Origin of the sequence: Vibrio sp. 5S239, assembly GCF_041439575.1 — a bacterium.
GTDB lineage: Bacteria > Pseudomonadota > Gammaproteobacteria > Enterobacterales > Vibrionaceae > Vibrio > Vibrio kanaloae.
Map to the genome: position 1 here is coordinate 21,467 of NZ_JBGOOM010000027.1, position 18,664 is coordinate 40,130.

An 18,664-nucleotide genomic window follows, 5' to 3' on the forward strand; every position below is an offset into this window, starting at 1 on the left:
CAACAATAAACAAAAACAAACTAGGTAATATGGCGTGCAATCCGAAGTATTAGAACAGCTCATCCAGCAACAGAGAAAAAGTGAAAAACGTCGATTTTTGGTTATCGGTGCTTTCTGTGTACTTATTCTGGCCACCTTTATTCTGGACATTATGACAGGTCCGTCTTTGCTCGATGCGACGAAAGTACTTCACTCTCTGTTCGAGTTCATCGGTTTGCCATACCAAGTCGAGCCGTCTACACAAATTATTGTGACCGAACTAAGACTGCCAATTGCAATAATGGCTATTGTTGTTGGTGGTGCTCTTGGTATGGGAGGAGCAGAGATGCAAACTTTGCTCAATAACACGATGGCGAGCCCTTATACGTTAGGTATGGCGGCCGCGGCTGGTTTTGGCGCCGCAATCACTCTGTATATGGGCTCATTCGGGTTAAGCAGCTACTACGCTGTTCCGCTGGGCGCATTTTTATGTTGTATGTTGTCTGCATGCTTTCTATTCTCGTTAGCGTCTACTCGTCATATTAGTTCCGGGCAACTAATTCTGGCTGGTATTGCCCTTTTGTTCTTGTTTCAATCGCTATTATCTCTGGTTCAGTTTGTTTCTTCGCCCGAACTTAGCCAACAGATTCTGTTCTGGTTATTCGGTAGCCTGACAAAAGCAACTTGGAACACCGTCGCGATTACGGCTGCTGTTGTTCTTATTGGCGGCGTGTTGTTGCTGAAGGATGCATGGAAGTTGACTGCACTTCGTTTAGGTGAAGAGCGTGCCAAAAGTGTGGGCGTAAATATCACTCGCTTACGTTTCAAAACTTTATTTATTGTCGCGCTTATCACTGCCACGGTGACTAGCTTTGTAGGAATCATCGGCTTTGTTGGCATTGTTGCACCAAATATGGCGAAATCTATGGTGGGCGAAGATCAGCGATTCTATTTACCACTTTCTTTCTTGATTGGAGCTTTCCTGCTTTCTAGCGCATCTGTGCTGTCAAAAACTATTGTTCCGGGCGCCCTGTTTCCTATCGGTATCGTAACGGCAATCATTGGTGTGCCGTTCTTCTTCTGGCTGATCTTGGCGAAGAGAGGTTAATCATGTTAGTCGCGAACAAAGTAAACATTAACATTGACACATTAACGCTTGCTAATAACTTTAGCTTCACGCTGGAGCCTGGTCAGGTTACTGCTGTTTTAGGGCCAAATGGCGCTGGTAAAAGCACCTTACTTAAGGCCATTTTTGGTGATGTGAATATGACAAGTGGCTCGGTTTCTCATTACGATGACGAACTCGATACTAAGTTTCTATCATCATGGCGCGCCAAGTTGGGTTACATGCCTCAAGATATTGGTTTACAAGTGAGCTTGAGTGTCATCGAAGTCGTGCTAATGGGGAGATTAGATAGCTTAAGTTTACGCATCGATGACAAGCTTCTTGGTGAAGGGTTACAGATACTCAATAGTATCGGCATGGCGGATTTGGCAAACCGTAATGTGAGTTCTCTCAGCGGCGGTCAACGCCAAATGATCCTTTTCGCTCAAGCGATTATGCGAAATCCTGAGATTATGCTGCTGGATGAACCTGTTAGTGCTTTAGACCTACATCATCAACATGTATTACTCAATCACCTTGTTACCCAAACTCGCGCGAAAAATTATGTGAGTATAATGGTATTGCATGATCTCAACCTTGCAGCTCAATATGCCGATAACCTATTAGTGATAAAACAGGGTGAATTAGTTAGTGTTGGCTCACCAAAAGACGTCTTGACGACAGAGTTAGTCAAAGAGATTTATCAAGTTGAAGCGAAAGTCCATCACGACGAAGACGGCGTCCCATTCATAAGAACCATGAAAGCCAGTTAGTGAAGCTCAGCACTCTGAAATTGATTAAATTTCACTAGATAGACGTCTCTCAAAAGTTATCTAGTCATACTTATGAATATGCGGTGTGTGCAATATACAGCAACGGATTAGCGTCCTAGCCCATTCGTTAACCCCGCATCACCATACTGCTGATGACTCTTTATTTTTTATAACGTAACCTTGGTTAACTTACTCTCTGTTTCCAGCGTAGTGACGGTATTCAAACACCTGACCTTTTTCATTAAACGCATAAACAGAATACTCGTCTTTCTTACCGCCATACTCCATGCCTGGCGAACCTATTGGCATACCTGGAACCGCTAAGCCAATCGCATTGCGTGGTGGGTTTTCTAAAAAGGCTTTCACGTCCTCTGCTGGAATGTGCCCTTCAAATACGTAACCGTCGATCTCTGCCGTATGGCAAGAAGCCAACTCTGGCGTTACTCCTAACTTCTGTTTTATTGGATTCATATCATCGTGGAGTTTCTCTGTCACATCGAACCCAGCATCTCGCATATGTTCAGTCCATTCTGTACAGCAGCCGCAGTAGGGAGACTTATGGTTTAGAACATCAGTCGCGAGAGCCTGTCCTGAAATTGCAGCGAGTGCTGTAAGAGTCATAATTTTACGAATCATGGTTAACCTCATGAATATGGTTTTTGTTGATATTAGAATGTGTGGGTTTAAACAATCTCAGCCTGTTGGCATTGCTCACTACCGTAATTGACGACATTGCCATCGCAGCGCCTGCAACGACAGGGCTAAGCAGAAATCCGAAAAATGGGTAGAGCACACCGGCTGCGATAGGAATACCAAGTGAGTTATAGATGAAGGCACCAAACAGGTTTTGCTTCATGTTTCTCACGGTCGCTTGGGACAACTCGATCGCATTGCTTACTGATAATGGCGATGAGTTGAGTAGCGTCATTTGCGCACTTTCAATCGCGACATCACTGCCACTGCCCATTGCGATTCCTATATCTGCTTGAGCAAGAGCAGGTGCATCGTTAATGCCGTCTCCAACCATGGCTACACTCTTATATTGCTGTTGCAGCTGAACAATATGTTGAGCTTTCTGCTCTGGAAGCACTTCCGAGATAACCTCATCAATACCGACGTCTTTACCTATTGCTTGAGCCACAGAGTCGTTGTCACCCGTTAATAGAACAGTGTGAATTCCGGCGGATTTTAGTTGAGCAATGGCCTGTTTGCTATCTATTTTTAATGCGTCTGAAATGCCAAATATGCCTTCCAGTTTTTGATCGATTACAACGAAGATGGGTGTCCATGCTTGTGTACGACAAAGCTCGATAAAATCCGCGCCAATTTCAGTGTCAACATTAAGTTGTGTTAGGTATTTAAGCGAGCCAACTTGCACGTTTTTTCCGTTAATGTTGGCTTGTACTCCAAGGCCGCGGCGGTTCTCAAATTCACTGTGTGGGAGTGCTGATACTTCCAAGTTCTCGGCATACTGGCAAACGGCTTTGGCAAGAGGGTGTTCTGAACCGACTTCAACCGAATAGGCGTAAGCCAGTAACTCTTGCTCCGTTAGATTAGGGTAAAAGGCCTGTTGAACGCTTGGTTTGCCTTGGGTCAATGTGCCTGTTTTATCAAACACAACAGCATCGATTTTGCTGGCTGATTGCAACACATCAGCGTCTTTAATAAGAACGCCAAATTCAGCGGCTTTACCTACGCCGACAGTAATTGAAAGTGGTGTGGCTAGGCCTAAGGCACATGGACAGGCGATAATCAGTACTGTTGTTGATACCACAAGCATGTAGCTCGCACTCGGTTGTGGACCAACAAATAACCAAACTAGGGCAGCAACAGCAGCGATCACGACGACAACCGGAACGAAAATAGCTGATATAGAGTCTGCAAGCTTGGCGATTGCTGGTTTACTGCTTTGTGCTTGGCGAACCATTTGAATGATTCGAGCCAACATGGTGCTTGAGCCAATCCCAGTTGCTTCAATAACTAAGCTGCCATCACCATTAATGGTGCCCGCAGAAACGCCATCATTAATTGATTTAACGTTGGGTAGTGGTTCACCGGTCAGCATCGACTCATCGATATAAGATTCACCTGAGACTACGACACCATCAACCGGCACTTTCTCTCCGGGTTTTACTCTTACTTGCATGCCGACCTGAATGGCTTCTACGGCGATGGTTTGTTCTTTGCCATCGACAATAACTACCGCTTTTTGTGGCTGTAAGTTAATCAGTGCCTGCAAAGATTTCGTAGTACGAGCTTTGGCTTTGGCTTCGATGTAGTGCCCTAACGAGATAAGGCCGACAATCATCGCGCTCGCCTCAAAGTAGACATGGCGCGATGGTTCTGGGAACCATGATGGAATCAGCACAACCAGCATTGAATAGAACCATGCCGCGCCCGTACCTAGAGCAACCAAGGTATCCATGGTCGCACGCTTATGCATAAGCGACTGCCAAGCATTCGTGAAGAAGCTATGACCTGAGGTAGCAAGCAGTATCAAACAAACGACACCAACCAAGCCCCAAGCCAATTGATCGTTAAATGTGGCAATGGTCATGCTGCCACCGAACACGCCCCATGCCATCAGCGGAGCACCGATGACCAGCGCACTTACTGAGTTTCTAAGGAAGGCTTGTTGAGTACGAAGTTGTTGCTCTTGCTGCTTTTGTTGTTGTGTTGTCGCATCATCTACAAACTCGGCGCCATAACCTGCGGCTTTAACGGACGCTATTAGATCGTTTTCGATGATGTCACGTGTTTTAGAGGTGAAAACTAAGGCTGTCTGTTCTGCTAGGTTGATCTGAGCTTGGTCGACGAACTCGTTCTTTTTCAGTGCTTTTTCGACTGATGAAACACAACTCGCACACGTCATTCCCTCAAGAACAAGGTGATAAATATATTGGCTCGCAACGGGTTCAGTTGACGTCGCTTCTGTAGGCGCTGTTTTTTTATCGTCTTCTGAATCTGAAGTCGATAAAAGCTCACTAGCTTCAGAGTAGGGAGTCGCGTGATAACCCACGCTTTCGATCAGCTCGATAACCTCGGATTCAGAAAGCAGAGTAACTAACGACAATTCATGCTTGCTGACTTCTAGGTTTGAGATTTGCTCGGTGTGTTCAAGTACTTGAGTCAGTTTGTTCACGCACTTACCGCAGCTAAGACCAGATAGCGAAAGGTGCAGTTTATTACCTATGCTATAACCAAGCGTCGCAAGTTGTTCGTTGAGTTGAACGTAACTAGAAGGAGTCGAAATATCGATGTAGGTCGGCGATATATCATTGATCGTCGTATTGTCGAGAACGCCAAACAGTGTGCGAACTTTCTTCGCACAACCCATGCAATTTAGGCCGTTGAGCGCGGCTGTGTAATGGTTCATATCGATACTCCAATTCTCATCTACGTCTAACATAAACCTTCCCGTAAGGGTAAGGTCAAACATAAATTAAAGAATTTAATATTTGTTAGAATATTGAGTGGTGGAATGGATGAGGTTTATCGCGAGCGTGGCGAGAATTTACCTTTTAGATCATATGACATGTGCTTATGCTATTGGTTTTCTCCTTCTACGGTAGCTTTCGTACAAGATCAGCACATTAATCATTCACTACTGATTGTAGATTTAAGCGGTGGTGATAAAATAGCGCCCAAAATTTAGTGATATTTGTATGTTACAGGCTTTGTAATGGCGATCACTAAAAGAATCACCTACATAATCAAGGTATTTAAATGACGGTTAAAACTCGTTTTGCTCCTAGCCCAACTGGCTATCTTCACGTTGGTGGTGCACGTACTGCACTTTACTCTTGGCTATTCGCTAAGAACCAAGGCGGTGAATTCGTTCTACGTATCGAAGACACAGACCTTGAGCGTAACTCTCAAGAAGCGGTTGATGCAATTCTAGAAGGCATGCAATGGATGGGTATGGAATGGGACGAAGGTCCTTACTACCAATCTAAGCGTTTTGACCGTTACAACGAAATGGTTGATAAGCTACTTGCTGAAGACAAAGCATTCAAATGCTATGCATCTAAAGAGACACTAGACGAAATTCGTGCAGAGCAAGAAGAAAACAAAGAGATGGCTCGTTACGATGCGAACCACCCTAAAATTGTTGCAGCAAACGAAGCAGCAAAAGAAGGCGATGCGTGCGTTATCCGTTTCCGTAATCCTAAAGAGGGCAGCGTCGTATTTGATGATCAAATCCGTGGTCGCATTGAAATCGCTAACAGCCAACTTGATGACCTAATCATTCGTCGTACAGACGGCGCTCCTACTTATAACTTCGTCGTGGTAGTGGATGACTGGGATATGGGGATTACACACGTTGTTCGTGGTGAAGACCACATCAACAACACACCTCGTCAAATCAACATCTATGAAGCACTAGGCGCGCCAGTTCCAACGTTCGCTCACTGTGCAATGATTCTAGGTGATGACGGTGCGAAACTTTCTAAGCGTCACGGTGCTGTATCTGTAATGCAATACCGCGACGAAGGTTACCTACCTAATGCGCTAAACAACTACCTAGTTCGTTTAGGCTGGTCTCACGGTGACCAAGAGATCTTCTCTCAAGAAGAGATGATTGAATTCTTCAGCCTAAAAGCAATCAGCAAGTCTGCATCTGCATTCAACACTGACAAGCTACTTTGGTTGAACAACCACTACATTAAGACTTCTGAGCCTGAGTACGTTGCAAAATACCTGCAATGGCACCTAGACGCACAGAAGATCGATACAACAAACGGCCCAGCGATCACTGAAGTGATCAAGCTAGTTGGCGAGCGTTGTAACACACTTATCGAACTTGCTGAGCAATCTCGTTACTTCTACGAAGATTTCTCTGAGTTTGAAGCTGGCGCAGCGAAGAAGCACCTACGTGGTGTTGCTAAAGGCCCACTAGAGCTTGCTCTTGCTAAGGTTGAAGCACTTGAAGATTTCACGACTGCAAACATCAAAGATGGTGTGATTGCAGCAGTATGTGAAGAGCTAGAGATCGGCATGGGTAAAATCGGTATGCCACTTCGCGTAGCAGTAACAGGCGGCGGTCAGTCTCCTTCTGTTGATGCAGTGATGGAGCTTGTTGGTAAAGAGCGCGTCATCGCTCGTATCAAGATGGCTCTTGAGTTCATCGCTGAGCGTGAAGCTAACGCATAATTTAATAAGCGTTTGCTAGATTAAAAAAGGGTCAGTAACTTGGTTACTGACCCTTTTTATTTGTTTGGAGTTTTATCTAGCTAAGCCTAGATTCTTTTGAAGATTATCGAAGTGTTGATTCCGCCAAAAGCAAAGTTGTTACTCATCAGATATTCAACATCCAATTCACGACCTGAACCTGTGATGTAATCAAGCTTGCCGCAGCGTTCGTCGATATTTTCAAGGTTTAAGGTAGGGTTGAACCAACCTGAATGCATCATTTCTAGGCTTAACCAAGCTTCAATCGCCCCACACGCCCCAAGCGTATGACCAAAGTAGCTTTTCAATGAGCTGATTGGCACTTCGCCAAAAATGTTCGCGGTGGCATTACTTTCTGCAATATCACCTTTCTCAGTCGCAGTGCCGTGCGCAGAAACATAACCGATTTTTTCTGCCGGAAGCTGCGCATCTTTCAGTGCTTTTTCCATACAGATTTGCATGGTTTCCATCTGAGGTTGGGTCACATGAGCGGCATCGCAGTTGCTGGCAAAACCGATGATCTCAGCGTAGATCTTTGCGCCACGAGCAACGGCATGTTCATACTCTTCAAGAACAAGCGTGCCGGCACCTTCACCAATAACTAAGCCATCACGCTCGCTGTCGTAAGGGCTAGGGGATTTTTCTGGCGTGTCGTTTTTTAGACTGGTAGCAAAAAGGGTGTCGAAAACGGCAGACTCAGTTGGGCATAGCTCTTCACCACCACCGGCAACCATCACGGTTTGGTAACCGTGTTTGATCGCTTCATAGGCGTAACCTATCGCTTGGCTGCCTGAAGTGCATGCACTGCTAGTGGGAATCACACGGCCGCGCAGACCAAAGAACAGACCTACGTTTACTGCAGCTGTGTGTGGCATCATTTGAACGTAAGTGGTGGCTGTGATTGCTCGGGTCGATTTCTCATTCAGCATCACACCGAACGCGCCAACCGCATCGGTACTGCCCGTTGAAGAACCGTAAGCAATACCTGTTTCGCCGTTGGTTAAGATGTCGTGACCAATCAGCCCTGCTTGCTCCAATGCGTTTTCTGACGCAACGGTGGCTAGGCGAGAGACACGACCCATGCCACGTACTTGCTTACGTTTATAGTGTTTAGGAAGTTGGAAGTCATCAATAGGCGCGGCGAGTTTAGTGTTGAGGCCATCATACTGCTCGAAGCTTGGCATATATTGAGTCGCATTTTTACACGCTTTCAATTTTGGTTCGATGTGCTGCCAATCATTACCAAAGGCAGTAACACCAGACATGCCTGTTACAACAACGCGGCGGGTCATACTAAGCCTCCATTCACTGAAATCACTTGGCGAGTAACATAGCCCGCAATATCTGACATTAGGTAACTGACTAGGCCTGCTACTTCTTCTGGCTCACCCATTCGGCGCAGTGGTACTTGAGGAAGCGCGTGATCTTTCACGTGCTCATCAACCATTCCGGTATCAATTAAGCCAGGAGCGACACAGTTTACCGTGATCTTACGTTTTGCTAGCTCTAAAGCCAGAGACTTAGTCGCGCCAATCACGCCCGCTTTTGCTGCGGCATAGTTGGTTTGACCGCGATTACCCATGATGCCGGATACCGACGCCAGAGTAACGATTCGACCGCCTTTGCGTTTTTGAACCATTGGCATCACGCACGGGTGAAGTACGTTGTAGAAGCTGTCGAGGTTGGTATGGATCACGCCATCCCACTCTTCTTCCGTCATCGCAGGGAATGCGGTGTCACGAGTAATACCCGCATTGTTCACCACACCATAGTAAGCGCCGTGCTCAGCAATATCTGACTCAAGCGTTTCGCGACATTCGCTGCGGTTGCTGATATCAAATTGGAGCAGACGCCCCGTGCCACCCATTTCGGTGATCGACTGCAGCGTCTCTTCAGCACCTTGTTTGTCACCCATGTAATGAACGGCGATTTCAAATCCGTCTTTCGCGAGTTGAATAGCGATCGCTTTACCAATGCCTTTGCTGGCTCCTGTGACTAAAACCTGACGGGTCATGATGGGCTCCTAGTTTTCATTTCTTGTAATTTTTGTTCGGTCGGAACATAGACGTTGAGTTGGCATTGAGCCACTAACTTGCCTTGGTCTTCAACTCTGGCAGTAAACACGGCCATGCCATTGTCTTCCATCAGTTGCTCGGCGTAGATATCAAGGGTCTGATCTTGAGTAAACTCATCACACAGTGACTTGTAACGGCGAGAACCGAGTAAGAATCCGATTGGGGGAGTGGTGCCGTTTTTAAGTGCGTGATATCCAGACCATGCCGCGACAGACTGCGCCATAAATTCGATACCCACAAAAGCCGGTACGGTTTGAGATTCAGCATTAAAGAACAGATTATGAGCTCCAATATCGACCTGACAGTGAATCGACAACGCCTCTACGCTGATAGCACGATCGATTAATATCATCGGATCATCGTGTGGAAGAAGTTGCTCTATAGAAGGGAGTTCAGTCATTTACTACACCAAAGATCAGGCTAATGTTGTTGCCACCAAAAGCGAACGAGTTGCTTAAGATGTTCTTTACTTTAAGTTTCTGGGTACAGTTTACCAAATCAATCTCAATATCTTCAGCTTTATCCTGACATTTTTGTAAGGGAAGCGGTAAGTCATATTTTAAAATATGCCATGCAATTGCCGCCTCAATCGCACTTGCAGCTCCTAGAGTATGCCCGGTAAGCGGCTTGGTTGAGCTAACGGGAACCTTGTTTGCAAAAATACGATGGATGGCTTTGCTTTCCATTGAATCATTGAGTGGCGTTGCGGTGCCATGGGCATTGATATAACCGATGTCCTCTGCTTGTAACTGTGCAGAATCTAACGCTTTTCTCATCGCTTGCTCGGCGCCGTTGCCTTCTGGATGAGGAGCTGAAATATGGTGTGCGTCAGAGCTGTCACCGCAGCCTAATAAGGCAATGCTCGACATGTCTTGTGCTGCATTAACACCGGCTAACTTTGTTTTGCTGAGCAACATAAATGCCGCCGCTTCGCCGATATTGATACCATCACGAGAGGCGCTAAACGGCTTACAATGTTTGGTCGAAAGTGCTTCAAGACCATGAAAACCATTGAGCGTCAGCTTACATAAGGTGTCCACACCACCGACTAATACAGCATCAGCCATTCCAGAATCTAACAAACGTTGAGCGGTAAGAAAAACACGGCCGCTTGATGAGCATGCGGTCGAGATCGCGTAGCTTGGCCCGGTTAATGAGCAGTATTGGCTAACGAACTCGGAAGTGTTCCCTAGCTCTTGTTTTGAGTAGTGGTAATGATCGGGAAAAGAACCTTGATCGAGTTTGTGCTTAAAAGCAGCCTCACCGTCCGAAATTCCCGAAGTACTGGTGCCGATAACCACTGCAATTCTATCTGCGCCAAATTGTGATTTTGCTTGCACTATAGAATCTTGGATTTGATTTAGAGCTGATAACGCCAGTTGATTGTTGCGAGTGGCGTATTGTGTAAGATCTGAAGGAATCGGTGGCAGTTCATCCGCGATTTGACCAACGACAGTATGTTTACCATCGTTCAGCATATCGCTGACTTCAATCATGTTTGATTCGCGCGTATCTTTGAGGCAGCCATGAATGTCAGCAACGCTTGAGCCTAATGCGGAGTGGAAACCACAGTCTTGGATATAAATAGGCATAGTATTCAGCTCTTACTTGGGTTATCGACAATCGTTGAGTTCAACGTTTGTATGGTGATGGTGTAGCCTTGAATCAAATGCTTGAAAACAATGTCTCCAGATGTCTTTGGTTCGCCAACTTTTGCTTGGTATTCAATACGAATGATGGCTTGTTGGTCGTCGTCAAACACGGTTCTTGTATTGTCAGTATCGACTAGATGCCAACCTATGGTTTGTAAAGGTTGCGCCCATGCGTCTGCTGGCCATAAGGTCAGCATTAAATTAAAAAGCACCTGTTCGGGTTGCGGTAAAGTCGCGCCAAGGCCAGATAGAACTTGTGTGTCGATCACTTGATTCTGGTATTGCAGCGATAAGATTCGCGTTCCCCAAGAGGAAAAACCCGCTAGCACGACTTTATCTGGTGTGACTTCGACTTGAACAGGAAGCTGCTGTGTGTCGGTTTCCCACGTGGCGCTAATCAACTGACTGGCCGTGAGGGAGTACCCCAGTTCAGCTGGCAATGGCAATGGCAGTGCTAGCTCGGTGTCATTGTTGATCGACACACTGGCACCACTCGGTTGCTGAGAAACCATCGAGCAGGCAGTGAGTAAAATACCCATTAGTGTGGCGAAGGTTACCTTTAACGTCTTATTCATCTAAAAGCCTCTCGAGAGGTTGGTCGTTCTACGTTTTTGCTATTGTTGATCGCGAGTGGCGAAAGTAGCCACGCGACAAAGATCCCTGTCAGAACAGTAACACCGAAGCTATGAATGGCATGAGTCTGACTTAGTGACAATAAGCCAAATGAAAGCAACGTCGTGAGACCTGATAGGGTAATCGCTAATAAGGTGCTTAGTGATTTTTTCTGCTCAGCAAAGAACAGGGTATAGTCGATACCAATCCCTAAGATTAGAATCAGTCCAAGCAGGTTAAACAAATTCAGTGTCGAGCCTAAAATACCCGTAACCGCTAAGCCTGCCACTCCGGCAATCAATGACGGCAACAGCATGAATAGGCTTTGCTTCACACCGTAACGCCAGCCTAAAACCATCCCAATAGCGGCTAACGCTATCAATAATAGCTCGGTAATTTTGACTCTGTATTCCGCAAAGAGAGCAGAGATTTCATCGGCTTTATTGAGGTATTTAACACCTTGTTGCTGAGCAAAGCTTGAATCGAGCCATTGAGAGAACAGTTCTGAATTTGTGACGTCTTTGATCAAAATGACTGACGCCGCTTGCCCGTCGATCGGCTTTAACCAAAGTGGTCGAACGGGTTCTGACACCGGTGACTCCAAAAATCCAGATACCGTGATGGGGTCGAATTTTGGTAATTGTGGAAAAGTAGACCAACCTAGCGTCTTTTTTAATATATGGCTTTGTTGGCGATAGAGTTGTTCAACTAGCTGATAGTTGTCATGTTGTTCTTGTTCGCTTAGCAACTGTTGATTGATGCTGCGATACCCAGAGATAGCTTGGCTATCGACTAGAGAATCTAAGCTTGTGGTGATTTCTGCCAGTTTTTTGAGTAGCTTTTGGTCGCTCTTGGCAGTCACCAAAAGCATATTTTGACCACTGCCTAATCCTGAGATTTCCGTAATGGCTTGCTCTTGCTGTTTGAGTTGCTCTGGCATCGCCTGAAGTTGGCGAATATCGTCGTCGTAGCGAATTTGACTGAGTGACATCAGGCTCAAGACAGTCAGAGTTAACGGTAAGCCAATTCTAAACTTTTGGTTGCTCCAGAGACTCAACCAAGTATGCCAAAGCGTCGACAAAGGAAGAGGGCGTTCTTGGCTTGGTTTTGACGCTAAAACGGGATACCAACACACCACACTGGCGTAAGCTGCGATCAGTCCAATCGACGAAAACAGAGCAAGTTGCTGCAATCCTGGGAAAGGCGCGACCAACAAACCTAAGTAGCCAATCAAACTGGTGATCAGACCCAAGGTGATCGCAATGAGAATGTGCTTCAAGCCTTTGTCACTTTGCCATTTACTTCCAGCTGCCAAGCGGTCAGTCAGGTAGTGAAAGGAGTAATCGATCGATACGCCAATCAAGCTAGCACCGAACACCAAACTAAACAGATGAACTTTACCGAAGATAGCGACGGTGCTTGCCAGCGCAACCAATAACCCAGTACTGATTGATAGCAAAGATAAGGCAAGTGGTAGGGCACTACGAAACGTCAGCCACACCAATAAAATAACACCGGCCAAAGAGCCCAAACCAATGGTACTGATTTCTGATTTCGCACTTTCGGTACCGTAATTGGCGTAGAACACCACACCGGTATGCTGCACTTTGACGCCAAACTGCTTTTCGACTTCGCGCTCAATTGAATCAAGATCGGGAATTTGCTCTTGAATGGCCAAGCTATAAGGTGACCCCGCCAGAGTCGCCGTGACCAAAATATGAGTTTGGTCATTAGATTGAGCGGTGAGGTAGCCCCCTTTCAGAACAAAGTTACTTGATTGAACGCCAACTGCGCTGATGTAGTCGCGAAATAGTAGAAATGGATCCATCGACAGTTCGGCTGCAGTGACGCCTGAGAACGGATTGTACAGAGACTGAATGACGTATTGAGCTCGTGAATCAGGCGAGTGGGTCAGCGTCTCTTTTTGTTGTTGAGTCAGTAGTTGAGCACGGTGACGAAAGTAGAAATCGCTCCATTGGCTTTGGGTGTTGGCGCTGATTTTGCCTTGAACTTGCTGAAACAGAGTTGGCTGGCTTGAGAGGGTTCTTTGGTTGAGTTTTTTTTCAAAAACGTCAGTCGCTGTCATGGCTTGGTCGATGTCGGGGGCGCTGATGATAAACACCACTTGCTCGCTCATCGAGCTGGATATCTGCTGAAAGGCTTGCTCTACCATTGGGTCTTGCTGGTTTTCTGGTAGTAACTTTAGAATATTGCTTTCAATCGGTACCGACGAAGAAAAAGCGAACTGTTTGATCAACAGTCCGCTAAAAAGCACCACGATAACCAGCCAAACAAGGGCAAGGCTAGAGTTGGAATTGTTGCGCTTCAGCATCTGATAATACTTCCGGTAGATGGCTTAACTGACTAAATTCGATCACCGTGCTGTCTCCACGAATCTCTCTCAGTTCAATGCGTTCAATATCATTTTGACCTTGCAGAGTAATGGCTTCAAATACCGCGTCCATCGGAGCACTTTTAGGCTTTAGAGTGAGTGTCCAAGATTTATTCTCTGTATTTTCATCAGAGCTTGTGACAGTTGCTGGCTCAAAATCGAGTGCGAACTGTTCTTGAAGTTTTTGCGTGTCCCCATGAAACACCGATAAGAATATATGGCTGAAATAAAACGCCATTGGGTTTTCTTTGTCGGTAATGATCTTAGCGGGTTGATCGGCAAACCTTTGACTCAGTTTGTTATCGGTTAGCACCAAGCGAACAGGAAAGGGGGTAGTTTGTGTCCAAAGCAAACCATTCGACTTGTCTAACAGGAAAGCACCTTGTGATGTTAGAGGCTGGGCGAACATTTCCATGTTGCGCGTTTGGGTGAACTCACCACGCACTATGTTGTTTGCGCTTAATACTGTCTGCAGGTCTGTAATAGAACCAACCATAGCTGTACTTTCATTAGCAATAACAAAACTACTCGCCATCATTGAGGCAAGCCCTAGTAGTGCGATGCTGATGTGTTTGCGACTGCGTTTAAACAGACTCATGTTTCACCTGCTGCTGTGTGTTAGATACTTGAGGTTGGTCTGATTGTTGGTCGCTTGGTTGCTTCTCAGTTGTTTGGGGTAAGTCGCCAAATTGATGCCAGTGCTCGACTTTATCTGTAAACACTTTCGGTGAAGCGAAGCACATCTCTTGTTCTTCAATAGTCACCGCAACCTGCATTGTGTGGGCGCGTGTCATACGAGCGCCCGTGTTGGCATCGTGAATTTCGTAGTCAACACGCAGGCGGTTTTCCCATTCAGTCAACTTAGCCGATACCTTGATCTGATGATTGAACGGTATCGCCTTAATGTACTTTACACGCGTGTCGATGATCGGCCACATGTAGCCTGAATCCTTCATCTCATGATAGTTGTACTCAATCTTATCCATCATGATGCGCCTAACTTCTTCAAAAAACCGGAAGTAGTTGCCGTGATAGATCACGCCCATTGGGTCGGCATCTTGGAATGAAGTAATCAGAGTCACCTCAGATTGTAATGGATGAAGGATTTCAGACATAAATCGCTCTCAACAATATTGCGTAAAGGGTTAGCTACTTTATGAGGTTAGCTACTCTATGAGTAAAGTGACCAGTGCTGACTTTGAATACGAGCAATGAAGTGGCGTAGATCGCCTTCAAGTGGTCGATCTTCAACGATAAATTCAAACTCTTTAAGTACTTCGTCGCGAATGTGCTTTAGGTTTTCACTCATATGGTGCTCATCAAGCTCATTGTGACGCTTACGAAGTCCAAGTGCTTGTGTACCCGCCAGAAGTGATGCTGCCGCTACTTGTTCAGTCAGTTCAAGAACGCGTAAGCAGTCACGAGCTGCGATGGTGCCCATACTGACTTTGTCTTGGTTATGGCACTCTGTTGAACGAGAGAACACGCTTGCTGGCATGGTGTGTTTCAATGCTTCTGCTGTCCAAGCTGAAACGCCAATCTGTACCGCTTTGAAACCGTGGTTGATTGGTTTACGTTCGCCTTCAGCACCCGTTAGGTTAAATGGTAAGCCGTTGTTGAACTTGTAATCCATCAACTGCGCCATTTGGCGGTCAAGTAGGTCTGCAAGGTTGGCTACCGCTGTTTTTAGTGTATCCATTGCCATTGCGATATGGCCACCGTAGAAGTGTCCACCGTGCAGTACGCGCTCATTGTCGCCATCGATAATTGGGTTATCGTTAGCGCTGTTTAGTTCGTTCTCAATCATTTGGCGTAGCCAAGGTAGAGAGTCTTGAACCACACCAATAACATGTGGAGCACAACGCAGTGAATAACGATCTTGTAGACGATCACTGTTACGTGGCGGGCGATCGGCTTGCAGGTCATCGCGCAGCCATGCTGCAACTTGTTGTTGACCAGGGTGAGGCTTCACTGCAAACAGTGCTTCATCGAAATGGAAATCGTTGCCTTGCATACCAACAGACACCATTGCCGTGATCTTAGTCGACAGCTGAGCTAGATATTCTGCACGTTTGTAGGCGATACAAGCCAAAGCCGTCATTACTGACGTGCCATTCATCAATGCTAAGCCTTCTTTTGGCTTAAGCTTGATAGGATTAATTCCTAGCTCTTTGTAGACGTCACTAGTAGGGCGAACTTCGCCTTTGTAGATAACATCGCGCTCACCAATCAGTGCTGCCGCTAAGTAAGACAGCGGCGTTAAATCGCCACTGGCGCCAACCGATCCTTCTTGAGGAATACGTGGTGAGATATCTTGGTTGATCAGAGTAACGATCTGGTTGAGCAAATCGTGAGTCACCCCAGATACACCTTGTGACAATGAACAAAGGCGCGTTGCTAATACTGCACGAGATTGTTCGTGAGACAGTATTTCACCTAAACCACAGCCGTGAAAACGTGTTAAATGCAGTGGCAATTCATCAACAAGGTTTGGTGGAATCGCAACGGTACATGAGTCACCGTAGCCCGTTGTCACACCATAGATCACGCCTTCTTCTTTCAATAGGCGTTCTAAAAAAGCGACACCACGGTCGATTTTTGATGTGAATGCTTCACTTGAGTTCATCGAGGCTTTTGCGCCTTGTGAGATAGCGACAACATCCTCAATTGTGAGGCGTTCGGCACCAAAGGTGATGCTATTTGGATTCTTTTTCGTCATGGTGCTTGCTCAATGTCCAAAAATTAAAAAAGTTGTACCACTGAAGCGGTGCTTTCAGTGTGTAGTGCTCAAGTCGATTTGCGTATTTTTGCACGACTTGCTGTAAAGATTGTTCGCGATTCTTTCTGGGGAGTTCTATCTTGTCGCTAAAATGCTCGAAATAGACATTAAAATGCGGCTTAGATTGTGAATCATCACGTAGCCCAAATAATAGAAATACTGGCGCTTTGAGAACAGAGGCTAACATAAATGGCCCTTGAGGGAAGGGCGCTTCCTTACCCAAGAACTCAGCCCATACTGAACGGCTCTCTTTGCTGGTGGAGGTTCTATCGCCAACAATCACAATCCACTCACCTTGTTCCAGCTTCTGTTGCAACAAGATAGCAGTATCAGGCCCCATTGAAGTTACCTGAATCAGGTTTAAATCAGACTGCGGGTTGACCGCTTTCATAACTGAATTAAAACGTTCGGCGTGTTCTGTAAAAACCAGCGCGTTGATTTTGATGTTCGAATGTCTGCGACCCAAAGCACGGCACAGTTCAATATTACCAAGGTGAGATCCAAAGATTAGTACACCTTGCTTATTTGCAACCATGTTCTCGAATTGTTCTTGACCATGAATGCTCAGGTTATCGACCGAAAAATCTCCTTTCCATGCAGCCAACTTGTCTAGCATGGTATGGCCAAACGAGAGTAGATGGTTATAACTGGTTAATTCAGCGGGTAACTCTATATTCTGTTGTTCAGCGTATGCCTTAAGCTGAAATAGGTACTGTTCTGAGGCGTTTCGTGCACGTTTGCCCGTTAGATGGTAGTAACGCATCACACCGCGCAAAATCAGATTAAATACGCCTCGGCCTAACAAAGTATAAACGGCCAATAACAGTTTGATTCCCAGCACAGTGCCGCGTTCTTGAGTTCGCGACCAATGGGGTTGTTCTGGACCTATTTGTTCGGAATTTACCTGTCTTGAATCTGCCGAGGAACCTAGGCTATTTTCAGCCGATAACTTCTTCGCTGAATCCGACTTGAAATGACGCGCGATCAGTTTTGGTGCTCTTGGCAGCATGCCGAAGAACAATCGCGTGTGCATCCAGCTGATTTTTACGTTATCCCACAGCGCATCGAAATGAGAGATGCCGTTTTCAGGATAGATGACTCGTGTTTCAACGAAGTCGATGTCGCAGCCTTCCCAATACAGGCGAACCAGAATCTCGATATCGAAGTCCATTCGAGACCCTACATCGTATTTGCTGAGCACTGCTTGTGTCTGGTTGACCGGATACGATCTAAAGCCACACATGCTGTCTTTAATTGATAGAGATAGGGTTTCTATCCATACCCAAATGTGTGTCGCGTAGCGCCCGTAGAGCCTTGCCTTGGGCACGCTGTCATCGTAGATAGGCTGACCTGATATCAAGCGCATCGGCTTGGCTTGCGAAGCTTGGATTAATGCGGGTAGTGCTTCAAGGTCGTGTTGGCCGTCTGCATCAATCTGAATAGCGTGGCTAAAGCCGAGCGCTTGTGCTCGTTTGATGCCAGCTTTTACAGCGCCGCCTTTGCCTTGGTTCTGTTCCAGCGTCACCAAAGTTACGCTTGGGCTATCGGCAAGTGGAGCCAGAAACTGCTTAGTCGCGAGTTCACTGCCATCGTCAACGATGATGATCGGCAACTCAAAATGATGGAGCGAAGAAACCACCGCAGGCATGGTTGCGCCATGGTTAAAGCACGGAATCAGGAAGCAAGCCTTGTAGTTGCTTTCTTCAAGTGCGTGTTGAGAAACAGCCTCAGCGCTATTCACTTTTCTCTCCCAGCTTCATTTTGCCTGAAGAGTGAGTCTGTTCGCCATTGTTCGACGTGTAACTAAAGCTCAATTTATCTTTGTCAGCATCCCACTTGAGTGACAGCTGAATGGTCGAGTCGGGCAGGATCGGCTCTTGGAACTTGATGACTTCCATGCCTTTAAAGAAACCAGGGACACTCAGCTCTTGAACTGCATAGTGAAGTGCCCAATCAATCTGTGTAACACCAGGAAGAATAGGGAAGTTCTTGAAGTGCCCCTTAAAATCGGTGATGTCTTCAGTAATATGGAGTATCAGGGTCGATTCATTCTTTACCGTGTCTACAGCAATGATGTTTGGTTTTCTTTTATCCATAGGGCGTGCTTAGAATCCTTGGGCAAATA

At 46.1% G+C, this 18,664-nt stretch carries 16 protein-coding genes; 3 read left to right on the forward strand and 13 right to left on the reverse strand.

All coding sequences use genetic code 11. From position 1 onward, the window contains the following. Positions 1-34: 34 nt before the first annotated feature. Both ACED48_RS17575 and ACED48_RS17580 read left to right on the forward strand, forming a co-directional pair. On the forward strand, positions 35-1,087 hold the full coding sequence (locus tag ACED48_RS17575; protein WP_017056816.1) for an iron ABC transporter permease: 1,053 nt from the start codon (positions 35-37) through the stop codon (positions 1,085-1,087). A 2-nt stretch (positions 1,088-1,089) separates the two neighbouring features. Further along, positions 1,090-1,857: an ABC transporter ATP-binding protein gene (locus ACED48_RS17580; protein WP_017056817.1), complete on the forward strand. Its 768-nt coding sequence runs from the start codon at positions 1,090-1,092 to the stop codon at positions 1,855-1,857. 189 nt (positions 1,858-2,046) lie between these two features. Here the strand turns inward: ACED48_RS17580 and ACED48_RS17585 are convergent, their stop codons facing one another. Both ACED48_RS17585 and ACED48_RS17590 read right to left on the reverse strand, forming a co-directional pair. Next, a complete protein-coding gene (locus ACED48_RS17585; protein WP_017056818.1) occupies positions 2,047-2,493 on the reverse strand; it encodes a DUF411 domain-containing protein in 447 nt (148 codons plus the stop codon). After that, the gene (locus tag ACED48_RS17590) at positions 2,483-5,266 is read right to left on the reverse strand and encodes a heavy metal translocating P-type ATPase (RefSeq protein WP_017056819.1); all 2,784 of its coding nucleotides are present in this window, start codon (positions 5,264-5,266) and stop codon (positions 2,483-2,485) included. Before ACED48_RS17590 ends, ACED48_RS17585 begins: the two co-directional genes overlap by 11 nt. Before the next feature lie 317 nt (positions 5,267-5,583). On the opposite strand from ACED48_RS17590, the gene gltX reads away from it, so the two are divergent. Next, positions 5,584-7,011 (forward strand): glutamate--tRNA ligase, encoded by a 1,428-nt coding sequence (gene gltX, locus ACED48_RS17595; protein ID WP_017056821.1) that lies wholly within the window; start codon positions 5,584-5,586, stop codon positions 7,009-7,011. Positions 7,012-7,097: 86 nt separating this feature from the next. Here the strand turns inward: gltX and ACED48_RS17600 are convergent, their stop codons facing one another. From ACED48_RS17600 to ACED48_RS17650, 11 genes are read right to left on the reverse strand one after another with little or no spacing between them, the layout of a single operon-like run. Next, the gene (locus ACED48_RS17600; protein WP_017056822.1) at positions 7,098-8,321 is read right to left on the reverse strand and encodes a beta-ketoacyl-ACP synthase; all 1,224 of its coding nucleotides are present in this window, start codon (positions 8,319-8,321) and stop codon (positions 7,098-7,100) included. Further along, positions 8,318-9,043, reverse strand: coding sequence for a 3-ketoacyl-ACP reductase FabG2 (locus ACED48_RS17605; protein ID WP_017056823.1), 726 nt, complete (start codon positions 9,041-9,043; stop codon positions 8,318-8,320). The genes ACED48_RS17600 and ACED48_RS17605 overlap by 4 nt, the downstream gene beginning before the upstream one ends. Further along, positions 9,040-9,504, reverse strand: coding sequence for a hotdog family protein (locus ACED48_RS17610; protein WP_017056824.1), 465 nt, complete (start codon positions 9,502-9,504; stop codon positions 9,040-9,042). Before ACED48_RS17610 ends, ACED48_RS17605 begins: the two co-directional genes overlap by 4 nt. After that, positions 9,497-10,696: a beta-ketoacyl-[acyl-carrier-protein] synthase family protein gene (locus tag ACED48_RS17615; RefSeq protein ID WP_017056825.1), complete on the reverse strand. Its 1,200-nt coding sequence runs from the start codon at positions 10,694-10,696 to the stop codon at positions 9,497-9,499. The genes ACED48_RS17610 and ACED48_RS17615 overlap by 8 nt, the downstream gene beginning before the upstream one ends. A gap of 5 nt (positions 10,697-10,701) precedes the next feature. Further along, positions 10,702-11,331 (reverse strand): DUF3261 domain-containing protein, encoded by a 630-nt coding sequence (locus ACED48_RS17620; RefSeq protein WP_017056826.1) that lies wholly within the window; start codon positions 11,329-11,331, stop codon positions 10,702-10,704. Continuing rightward, entirely contained in the window at positions 11,328-13,700 is a 2,373-nt protein-coding gene (locus ACED48_RS17625; protein WP_017056827.1) for an MMPL family transporter, read from the reverse strand. The genes ACED48_RS17620 and ACED48_RS17625 overlap by 4 nt, the downstream gene beginning before the upstream one ends. Beyond that, on the reverse strand, positions 13,672-14,358 hold the full coding sequence (locus tag ACED48_RS17630) for an outer membrane lipoprotein carrier protein LolA (RefSeq protein ID WP_017056828.1): 687 nt from the start codon (positions 14,356-14,358) through the stop codon (positions 13,672-13,674). The genes ACED48_RS17625 and ACED48_RS17630 overlap by 29 nt, the downstream gene beginning before the upstream one ends. Then, the gene (locus tag ACED48_RS17635) at positions 14,345-14,875 is read right to left on the reverse strand and encodes a thioesterase family protein (protein ID WP_017056829.1); all 531 of its coding nucleotides are present in this window, start codon (positions 14,873-14,875) and stop codon (positions 14,345-14,347) included. The genes ACED48_RS17630 and ACED48_RS17635 overlap by 14 nt, the downstream gene beginning before the upstream one ends. Before the next feature lie 56 nt (positions 14,876-14,931). Next, on the reverse strand, positions 14,932-16,479 hold the full coding sequence (gene hutH, locus ACED48_RS17640) for a histidine ammonia-lyase (RefSeq protein WP_017056830.1): 1,548 nt from the start codon (positions 16,477-16,479) through the stop codon (positions 14,932-14,934). Beyond that, positions 16,457-18,280, reverse strand: coding sequence for a glycosyltransferase (locus ACED48_RS17645; RefSeq protein ID WP_017056831.1), 1,824 nt, complete (start codon positions 18,278-18,280; stop codon positions 16,457-16,459). Before ACED48_RS17645 ends, hutH begins: the two co-directional genes overlap by 23 nt. Beyond that, positions 18,273-18,635 carry a 3-hydroxyacyl-ACP dehydratase gene (locus ACED48_RS17650; RefSeq protein ID WP_017056832.1) on the reverse strand — a complete coding sequence of 121 codons (363 nt, stop codon included), beginning with the start codon at positions 18,633-18,635 and terminating at the stop codon, positions 18,273-18,275. The genes ACED48_RS17645 and ACED48_RS17650 overlap by 8 nt, the downstream gene beginning before the upstream one ends. Positions 18,636-18,664 lie beyond the last annotated feature (29 nt).

Coding starts and splice junctions, on each gene's coding strand:
- ACED48_RS17650 (WP_017056832.1), bottom strand. CDS start 18,635: ATGGATAAAAGAAAACCAAACATCATTGCTGTAGACACGGTAAAGAAT.
- gltX (WP_017056821.1), top strand. CDS start 5,584: ATGACGGTTAAAACTCGTTTTGCTCCTAGCCCAACTGGCTATCTTCAC.
- ACED48_RS17630 (WP_017056828.1), bottom strand. CDS start 14,358: ATGAGTCTGTTTAAACGCAGTCGCAAACACATCAGCATCGCACTACTA.
- ACED48_RS17610 (WP_017056824.1), bottom strand. CDS start 9,504: ATGACTGAACTCCCTTCTATAGAGCAACTTCTTCCACACGATGATCCG.
- ACED48_RS17590 (WP_017056819.1), bottom strand. CDS start 5,266: ATGTTAGACGTAGATGAGAATTGGAGTATCGATATGAACCATTACACA.
- ACED48_RS17620 (WP_017056826.1), bottom strand. CDS start 11,331: ATGAATAAGACGTTAAAGGTAACCTTCGCCACACTAATGGGTATTTTA.
- ACED48_RS17600 (WP_017056822.1), bottom strand. CDS start 8,321: ATGACCCGCCGCGTTGTTGTAACAGGCATGTCTGGTGTTACTGCCTTT.
- ACED48_RS17605 (WP_017056823.1), bottom strand. CDS start 9,043: ATGACCCGTCAGGTTTTAGTCACAGGAGCCAGCAAAGGCATTGGTAAA.
- ACED48_RS17625 (WP_017056827.1), bottom strand. CDS start 13,700: ATGCTGAAGCGCAACAATTCCAACTCTAGCCTTGCCCTTGTTTGGCTG.
- ACED48_RS17615 (WP_017056825.1), bottom strand. CDS start 10,696: ATGCCTATTTATATCCAAGACTGTGGTTTCCACTCCGCATTAGGCTCA.
- ACED48_RS17580 (WP_017056817.1), top strand. CDS start 1,090: ATGTTAGTCGCGAACAAAGTAAACATTAACATTGACACATTAACGCTT.
- ACED48_RS17585 (WP_017056818.1), bottom strand. CDS start 2,493: ATGATTCGTAAAATTATGACTCTTACAGCACTCGCTGCAATTTCAGGA.
- ACED48_RS17635 (WP_017056829.1), bottom strand. CDS start 14,875: ATGTCTGAAATCCTTCATCCATTACAATCTGAGGTGACTCTGATTACT.
- hutH (WP_017056830.1), bottom strand. CDS start 16,479: ATGACGAAAAAGAATCCAAATAGCATCACCTTTGGTGCCGAACGCCTC.